General features: G+C 37.1%; 10 protein-coding genes, 1 pseudogene and 1 riboswitch. Of the genes and pseudogenes, 2 read left to right on the forward strand and 9 right to left on the reverse strand.

The window, feature by feature from the left end; all coding sequences use genetic code 11:
* Positions 1–229: 229 nt before the first annotated feature.
* The 3 genes and pseudogenes from AB1L08_RS20640 to AB1L08_RS20650 form a co-directional block, all read right to left on the reverse strand.
* A complete protein-coding gene (locus AB1L08_RS20640) occupies positions 230–382 on the reverse strand; it encodes a hypothetical protein (protein WP_413066499.1) in 153 nt (50 codons plus the stop codon).
* 460 nt (positions 383–842) lie between these two features.
* Positions 843–1,115: a PBPRA1643 family SWIM/SEC-C metal-binding motif protein gene (locus tag AB1L08_RS20645; RefSeq protein ID WP_413066500.1), complete on the reverse strand. Its 273-nt coding sequence runs from the start codon at positions 1,113–1,115 to the stop codon at positions 843–845.
* A gap of 252 nt (positions 1,116–1,367) precedes the next feature.
* A pseudogene (locus tag AB1L08_RS20650) lies at positions 1,368–1,564 on the reverse strand (VOC family protein); the annotation flags it as partial.
* A 267-nt stretch (positions 1,565–1,831) separates the two neighbouring features.
* Positions 1,832–1,931: riboswitch (purine riboswitch) on the forward strand.
* Between the two features lie 77 nt (positions 1,932–2,008).
* Here AB1L08_RS20650 and AB1L08_RS20655 point away from each other — a divergent pair.
* Entirely contained in the window at positions 2,009–3,190 is a 1,182-nt protein-coding gene (locus tag AB1L08_RS20655; protein ID WP_413066501.1) for an MFS transporter, read from the forward strand.
* Between the two features lie 154 nt (positions 3,191–3,344).
* Here the strand turns inward: AB1L08_RS20655 and AB1L08_RS20660 are convergent, their stop codons facing one another.
* From AB1L08_RS20660 to AB1L08_RS20675, 4 genes are all read right to left on the reverse strand, one after another.
* Positions 3,345–4,112 carry a MerR family transcriptional regulator gene (locus AB1L08_RS20660; RefSeq protein ID WP_413066502.1) on the reverse strand — a complete coding sequence of 256 codons (768 nt, stop codon included), beginning with the start codon at positions 4,110–4,112 and terminating at the stop codon, positions 3,345–3,347.
* Between the two features lie 354 nt (positions 4,113–4,466).
* Entirely contained in the window at positions 4,467–4,616 is a 150-nt protein-coding gene (locus AB1L08_RS20665; protein ID WP_413066503.1) for a hypothetical protein, read from the reverse strand.
* A 62-nt stretch (positions 4,617–4,678) separates the two neighbouring features.
* Positions 4,679–4,870: a hypothetical protein gene (locus AB1L08_RS20670; protein ID WP_413066504.1), complete on the reverse strand. Its 192-nt coding sequence runs from the start codon at positions 4,868–4,870 to the stop codon at positions 4,679–4,681.
* A gap of 8 nt (positions 4,871–4,878) precedes the next feature.
* Positions 4,879–5,121: a ribbon-helix-helix protein, CopG family gene (locus AB1L08_RS20675; protein ID WP_413066505.1), complete on the reverse strand. Its 243-nt coding sequence runs from the start codon at positions 5,119–5,121 to the stop codon at positions 4,879–4,881.
* A 518-nt stretch (positions 5,122–5,639) separates the two neighbouring features.
* Here AB1L08_RS20675 and AB1L08_RS20680 point away from each other — a divergent pair.
* Complete coding sequence (locus tag AB1L08_RS20680) at positions 5,640–6,197, forward strand: class I SAM-dependent methyltransferase (RefSeq protein ID WP_413066506.1); 558 nt, start codon at positions 5,640–5,642, stop codon at positions 6,195–6,197.
* A 109-nt stretch (positions 6,198–6,306) separates the two neighbouring features.
* Here the strand turns inward: AB1L08_RS20680 and AB1L08_RS20685 are convergent, their stop codons facing one another.
* Together AB1L08_RS20685 and AB1L08_RS20690 are read right to left on the reverse strand one after the other, a co-directional pair.
* On the reverse strand, positions 6,307–6,570 hold the full coding sequence (locus tag AB1L08_RS20685) for a hypothetical protein (protein WP_413066507.1): 264 nt from the start codon (positions 6,568–6,570) through the stop codon (positions 6,307–6,309).
* A gap of 553 nt (positions 6,571–7,123) precedes the next feature.
* Positions 7,124–7,630 (reverse strand): hypothetical protein, encoded by a 507-nt coding sequence (locus AB1L08_RS20690; RefSeq protein WP_413066508.1) that lies wholly within the window; start codon positions 7,628–7,630, stop codon positions 7,124–7,126.
* Between the last annotated feature and the right edge of the window lie 102 nt (positions 7,631–7,732).

The raw sequence follows: 7,732 nt of genomic DNA on the forward strand, positions 1-7,732 counted from the left end.
TTGTTGGGGGAAAATTTTTTTATGCCTTCGTTCTAGCCCTTGGACTGTTTGGATTTACGAGACATCGCAATTAGCTTTGAATTGAATGAAAACAGATCGAATACTCGGCCGATGGCTCCGCCTAAAGATCTTTCTAGACGGCAATACTGGCCAAATTTCCATAATACTATCAACTTCCGACGAAATACTAGCAATTTTCCCGAAATACTCTCCATTTTTGTGAACGAGGTTATAAATACTGTCCTGTATAAGATTTTTTATTTTTCATTATTGTATCCGGTGTTCCTTCAGCTAAGATTTGACCGCCCTCTGTTCCTCCTTCAGGACCTAAATCGACAATCCAGTCTGCCGCACTGATCATTTGGCTATTATGCTCCACCATAATAACGGTATTTCCTGCATCTACAAGTCGGCATAGCCTTGAACAAGCGCGGCAAATTACGATGGATTCATTGGCCTATATGGATTATCAAATTGAACAGCAGCTTCGCGGCATGCATTATTTATACAAATTGATTGAATTACTCAAACGAAAAAAATAACTAAAGGGGCTGTCCGAAAAGCCGGTTTTTCGACTTTTGGACGCCCCTTTTTCTGTTCAAAAATGTTGATGTAACAGTATTCTTGGGATTTTTAAATTTTATAGGATTTGTCTTTTTAGACAGCCCCTTTATGGAAAACGATTCCCGATAGTTTTCGACAAATTACGATTTATTCTCCGTTTCGCCAAAATACTCCGGCTCCAATTTTCGGCAACCGTTTCTTTTTCTGCCCATAAAAGCATGTCATCCTATTCCGGAGTTATTAACATCAAACGATGTACCTGCCTTGCATCTGATGTATCATTTCCCGCAACATCTTTTATATTTTTTTCCACTTCCACACAGACAAGGGTCATTTCTGCCGATTTGAACTTCATTTACAATTGTTTTAGTGTTTTCAACCTTTACGCCTAACAATCTTTGTACATCAGACAGATCTTCAGGCTTGTCTGGTTCAATCCCGATGATGACCTCCCAGCCATTACTGTCACAAAGTTTATAAACTTCATTTGCTTTTTCTTCAGTAGCAACACGCACAATTGCCGGTTTTTTACTTGTACCTAATTTAGCCATTTTCTTCCTCCCTCATCCAGATAAGTATTTTTTGAAATAAATTCTTATCACATTCCACCTAAAAACTAGTTAATTACTAAATTTAAAAACGGACCAGCCTTTGATATTTCCAATAAATAAACTGCCAAAGAAAAGTGCACCTCTAGGGTGTAGTTTATCACAAATTCATCCAATAATTAAACCCCGGGAAGCTTCCAAACTAAGCAAAGCAATAGAGCGGGTAATGGTATAAAGTGACATTTAACGAGCAGTTCATTGAGGAAGATTAAGCTGCCAGGATATACCAAACCGATCATTTAGCCAAGCAAACTTCTTGCTGAACCCATAGTCATCTAGAGGCATAAGTGCTTGTCCGCCTTCGATGAGTTTCTGATAAAAATTGTCAAGTTCCTCTCAGCAGTACAAGTAACATAGTTTGAGAACGAAGGTGTAAATGAAAATTGCTGATATTGATGGCTCCATTGACATCTGCATTAATTGTTGTTTTGCAATCCTGGATTCAGACGCTCCGTCATACTGTGACCCTCTACATCTTTCTCCGGATTTAGTTGATCCGGGAATGCCTGCTTTTTGAAGGTGTTTCTTCACTAGCCCAATTCAAAATGATTGTACATAATTTCCTCTTCAGAACAAGCATTAATACGTTCGCTGCACCTTAACACCTGTATCCCTTGCTTGAAAAAAAATAATGGATATGCTAGATTGGAAAACAGCCAATTGAATATGAAACCCAAATATGTATAACCTCAATAATATGGTTTGAGGGTCTCTACCAGGAACCGTTAAATCCTGACTACAAAAAATACCCAATCATTTGTAGTCGGGTTTTTTATTTCTTTTAAATTCCCTTTGAATGTTATACGTCTATCGGGTTTCCAGCAGGAGGGATTTTAATGAATTTTAGAGTTTTTATACTTGCAGCATCTTCTGTAACAGTAGGGTTGGTGGAATTAATTGCAGGAGGAATCTTACCTGTCATTGCAAAGGATCTACATGTTGCGATAGAAGCCGCCGGACAGCTCATCACTGTTTTTGCTCTCGTTTATGCTATTTCTGGTCCTGTACTTTTATCATTAACTGCTAATATAGAACGAAAAAAGTTGTATCTTGCAGCGTTAACCGTATTTTTTCTTGGAAATGTGATGACCTATTTCAGTCCAACTTTCCCATTCATTATGATTGCCAGGATTATTACGGCTATGAGTGCGGCTTTGGTTATTGTACTTTCTTTAACCATTGCAGCAAAGATTGTTGATCCAATACATCGAGCAAAAGCATTAGGCGTTATCTATATGGGAATTAGCTCATCACTTGTACTGGGAGTTCCAATCGGAATTATGATAACCGATGCTTTTGGTTGGCGTTCCGTTTTTCTGGGAATTGCAGTCTTATCCATCATTTCTATGATCCTTATTCATACTTTTTTGGAGGAGATTCCTGCCGAAAAAATTCTTCCACTATCTGTACAGATTAAATCTCTTGGTAATTTAAAGATTATTGGTGCACATTTAGCCATGATGTTCATGTTAGCAGGGCACTACACCGTTTACGCATACTTTACACCTTTTTTAGAAACCACCTTACATTTGAATCAACACTGGATTAGCATATGCTATTTTCTTTTTGGGCTTGCAGCAGTATGCGGCGGTGCACTTGGGGGAACGCTCGCCGATTGGATTGGCTCACCAAAAAGCATGTTAATCGTTATTAGCTCTTTTGCCATTATACTCTTTGTGCTTCCATACTCAACGTTTTCTTTTTTTGCATTTCTTGTTGTGATGATGGTATGGGCGGCATTAAGTTGGGCTTTGGCTCCTCCTATACAAAATTATCTTATCAATACTGATCCCGAGTCTGCTTATATTCACCAGAGCCTTAATAACTCTGCTCTTCAAATTGGGATTGCCGCAGGTTCCGGAATTGGCGGAGTGGCACTAGGCTATACAGGTTCAGTAGTAAGCACAGCCAGCATAGGTTCAGGCGTTGTGATAATTGCCCTTATATGTGCCATTTTTTCTTTATCAATATCTGGTTCCCCACAAAAAGGTCTAAATTTCAACAACCAGGATGATTGATTCGTTCAAATTGTCGGCCCCAAAAAAAAGACTTTCAATAAAACGTTATTGGGTCATCGGTTCATATCAAAAACAGTCTCTGCAAAGAACGTTTGTTTCCCTGTAGAGACTGTCAGTTAAATCTTTTTTAAAACAGAAGAAACCGGTAGACTTTTTATTCCTGCTCTGTTTGGTTCATATAGTATTCCATCACTTGATTAAGCCATTTCTGCTCTTCTTCCGTGAATGGAGGGGGTGCCATGCTTTCCAGTTCTTGAATGTCCAACTCCTCCACATCTGCATCAGCAAGCTGGTGTATCACATCCTCACCCAAAAACGCAAAAGATTCTTGGAGATACGTTTGGATCATTTCTTGGACTTTTGGGTCCTCTGCAGGGCTTCCACATAATTGCTTTACTTTTTTAGAGAATTGGATAAATGATTGATCCAAGGAAACCAATTCGTTTTCCGTTTTATTGTAGATTGCTTCCATGACATCTGTTAGTTGATTTCGTTCCATCCATTCTTTTTGCCTATTTTCCGTTATCATATTATGAATGAGACTAAATAATACGGCACTGTCCACCTCCACTTCTTCCTCCAGAAGCTTAATCACTCTCTTAATGGAAATTATTGATTTTTCAATTTGATGCTTCTCTTTTTCCAGCGCCTGCAAGTGAAGGGCCAGTGTTTCATTTAAATCAACAGTAAAGCTCGGCTCATGCATCATTGAAGCAATATTTTCCAGGCTGTAACCAAGGAACTTGAGACTTAAAATTTTCTGTAAAGTTAAAATATCTTGATGACTGTAAATGCGGTGACCAGACGCCGGATCCCTTTCTGGTTGAAGCAAACCAATTTCATCATAGTAATGCAACGTGCGAATGGATAATCCTGTTTTTTCGGCAAACTCCCCAACAGAATATTTCTTATGCTCTTTCATCAAAAATCCCCCCAGAACAATTTGTACTCATTATAAAGCCTCACGCAACTGGAGGTGCAAGCGGAATTGGGGAAACAAAAGTGCAACTTCATCACCCCTGCATGATTGACAAATACTATCTAAACGGCAAATGGGATATTTCAGCGTTAACGGTTTTTCATCATAAAAAATTTCCTTATACCAGATCGTAAGCAAAAAGCATATCCGGAAGCTAGGGATTTTCAGGAATCGTTGCATTGAATATTGCCATTTAGCTTAAATAAAGCTTTTTTTATTGTTATTGCGGGTCAATATGATCAGGTTCCCCAGCCAGTACACTTTCGGAATAGCCTTGCGTCATTGGTGGATTTTTTCTCAAGGAACTATTTCTAATTTCAAAAGATAAAAATGGCGGTTAAATCCAAAGACTTTTTGTATTTGTTCCGTCTTCATAATGGCCATGCTGACAGCATCAACATAAGACAAATTCTGGTCAGGAAAATCTTTCAGCAATTGTTCTGCCAATTGTAATGTCTCGTTATGATCCAAGATGATGTTTAAAGTACCATTCTGTTTGGATCTTTCTATTATCCCAAGAAACTGGTTGGCATAAGAAACCCCCGCACGATACCGTAACCAAGTATAAAACTTGAGGAAACCCGTTTAACCGAGAAGTCAAGACTTTTCAAGAAGCTGCTTGCACGTTCATAAAACTGATCTTTTTCCTGTATTAGTGCAATCCAAGCCCCGGTATCGATAAACAATTTATCTTGTTTCATGGGTATCCTCATTCTTCATAAATATCTTGGTCATGGTTTGTAGAACCATCAGGAATTCCATTTTTTACCATTCCAATCAGTTCCAAGATCGGATCTTCCAATTCCTTTTTATTTTCCGTTAGATAATGATTTATAGCCTCTCTAATAATTTGTGCTTCTGTCTTATTCTGTCGAGCAGATAATAATTTGATTTGTTCATTCTGTTTAGGCTCTAAATAGATTTGTTTTCTAATTTTTATTTCATCTTTCATTCCCGCCACCTCATATACAACTATCCAAAAGCAAAATGATGTATACAATGGTTTTTCCTCTATTTGACGATGATTTCACGCGAAACAAAATGGCGGATTCCCCTTTTGATCGCCTGCAAGCATTTTACATACACAAGGGATGATTGGGATACGAAAGCACCCTTGCTTGGCAGCGCCCTAAAAATTGGGGCGGTTTAAGATTCTCGCATGATTTGACTCATTTTACGGCCATCTCATTATAAAAGTGTTGGAATTCCCGTTCCTTCTGCCAGCCTTGGTACGACTTCATTTATATAATTTTCGGAAGTGAAAAATAGTATGGGTCAAACCCAGGCCACAAAAGTTCTGCCTTAAAAACGGCTTCCTTTCTCATATCAATATGTTCCACTCCATACCGAAGAGCGTATATTTTTGGAATTGTACATTCCAATTAATAAAATCTTAAGAATCTACCCCTATATTTTTTAAGGAATTCCATTTAAACTATAATTATCTTTTACGACTGCGGGGAGATATGTTTGCGACTTATTACATTTTTAAAAGAATATTTGAAACATCCAAAATATACTGGGGCAATTGCACCTAGTTCTAACAGATTATCTAAAAAAATGGTGAATGCTGTTAACCTTGAAAAAGCAGAATGTATTGTTGAATTGGGACCGGGAACAGGTCCTTTTACAAGAGAGATTATACGGAGAAAAAAAGCAAAAACGCTTTTAATCCTAATTGAAATCAATGAGATCTTTTTCGAAAAGCTTCAGAAAGAATATAATGAAGATTCAAGTGTAGTTGTCATACATGGGTCTGCCGAAAATATTAAAGAATATATGGCCGGGCTAAACATAAAAAAAGTTGATTATATACTCTCCGGACTCCCTTTTACTTCATTACCCCGGGATGTTTCCTCCCGAATTTTAAACAGTGTGAAGGAATCATTACAAGAAAATGGAGAATTTATTACTTTCCAATACTCTCTTATAAAAAGGGACTTTATACAACATTTCTTTCCGGAAATTTCTTTAACAAAAGTCTGGTTTAATTTGCCGCCAGCCTATGTCTTTCGCTGTACAAAATAAAACTGGGAAAATTTGTGGATAAATGTGATTAGCTTATACATGATTGCATCTTCATCTGACGAAGTTGTAACGTTTTGGCCAAGTAACAACTGAAAAAATTTATAATATTTCAGCTCTTTTTGTACAACTTATCGTATTCAGTTATTACTGATGGGGGAACATAGATCATCGTTCCAGGTTTTGCTTCGAATTCTGTATTGTCTAAAGTAATAATCGCACGCCCAGCAATTGGAAACATGAAAGCCGAACAAAGCGTTTGGTATCTTTCAATTACTTCATCTGGTTCAATTTGATATTTTACCGTGTTATAAAATGATAAGTTTCCACATTCATAAGCGTTATATAACTGATTCAATTTAAAATTCTCATTCATTTTTAACCTCTATTTAATCACATTTTGTGGCTATTATAGCATAAATGCGATTTTAGAATTAAATCACTTGCGTTGCATTAAAAGTTAAGATTATTCAGGACAACATTGTCTATAAAAGTTGCCAAAAAAGGAAAACGACGGCTTTGAATTGTTTTATTTCAAAACCGTCGTTTGTATTTTAGCTGTTTATATGGTTTTTTCACTCCAAACAACGGTTTTTAGGAGTGTTCGTGGGGGAAGAAATATGCTGTATGCTCAAAAGATTAGATCCCATTTTATTACTGATACCCCAGTAATGGAGAACCTCAATACAAACGTTGCAAGAATCGCAAGGATAACCCCGATGATGACTGGAAAGATACCAGAAAACCCTTCTGATTGGAAACAAAAATTTTTTTTGCCCTCTTCTCTTCCCTGTTTCAATAAAGTTAGTTGTTGATGATTCACAGCATTACCAAACAACCCATAAAAGTTGTTAGGGTCTCCGTATATTATGAATTAAGAATTCATTTTGAAATACTTTTAGTAGGTTTTTTGAAACAATTTTGGTCGGTTATGATTCTATTATTGAGGTAGATACTGGCAATGTATAATCATATTCGGCACTTTCCTTCACAACCCAAATCCCATATTTCTCAAGTTGCTTATGAATCATTGGGCTGTCTGCAATCCCTTGGCAATAACTATATTCAAGGAAGATGGCATACTTACTGTCCCACGCCGATTCTAATTCAAGAAGTAACTCTTTTTGTTCCTTAGTCGATAGTGATTCTTCTAATTGTGAAAGGAGTTGACTTGAAACTTCTTCTGCAGTAAGGAATTCAGAATCAGCCATAACCTCCTTATAGGCCACTTGATGAACTCGTTCAAAAAAGACAACGTTGATAAAAGCCTTTCGAATAATATTGTTACCAGCCATAGGCTCATCCGGTTTATTGTCGGATTCATAGGTATCACGCTTCTCGTGGATTTCTTGAGTAAAAAGAAGATTCGCTAAACTTTTCTCCAAGTTTTTATTGTAAACCATTGGATTCTCTACTGTATATAGATCGACCTTCATTTAAACTCCTCCTATTTCAATTATATAGGGCTTACTGAACAACCTTTATTTTGATCAATAGTTTGCCACTCGCGTTCTGAAATAAAAATAGTCGTCGAATGA

The organism is Siminovitchia jepli (genome assembly GCF_047228825.1).
GTDB lineage: Bacteria > Bacillota > Bacilli > Bacillales > Bacillaceae_C > Siminovitchia.

Excerpts from the sequence above, each read along its gene's own strand:
- AB1L08_RS20640 (WP_413066499.1), bottom strand. The coding sequence starts at position 382 with ATGGTGGAGCATAATAGCCAAATGATCAGTGCGGCAGACTGGATTGTC.
- AB1L08_RS20645 (WP_413066500.1), bottom strand. The coding sequence starts at position 1,115 with ATGGCTAAATTAGGTACAAGTAAAAAACCGGCAATTGTGCGTGTTGCT.
- AB1L08_RS20655 (WP_413066501.1), top strand. The coding sequence starts at position 2,009 with ATGAATTTTAGAGTTTTTATACTTGCAGCATCTTCTGTAACAGTAGGG.
- AB1L08_RS20660 (WP_413066502.1), bottom strand. The coding sequence starts at position 4,112 with ATGAAAGAGCATAAGAAATATTCTGTTGGGGAGTTTGCCGAAAAAACA.
- AB1L08_RS20670 (WP_413066504.1), bottom strand. The coding sequence starts at position 4,870 with ATGAAACAAGATAAATTGTTTATCGATACCGGGGCTTGGATTGCACTA.
- AB1L08_RS20675 (WP_413066505.1), bottom strand. The coding sequence starts at position 5,121 with ATGAAAGATGAAATAAAAATTAGAAAACAAATCTATTTAGAGCCTAAA.
- AB1L08_RS20685 (WP_413066507.1), bottom strand. The coding sequence starts at position 6,570 with ATGAATGAGAATTTTAAATTGAATCAGTTATATAACGCTTATGAATGT.
- AB1L08_RS20690 (WP_413066508.1), bottom strand. The coding sequence starts at position 7,630 with ATGAAGGTCGATCTATATACAGTAGAGAATCCAATGGTTTACAATAAA.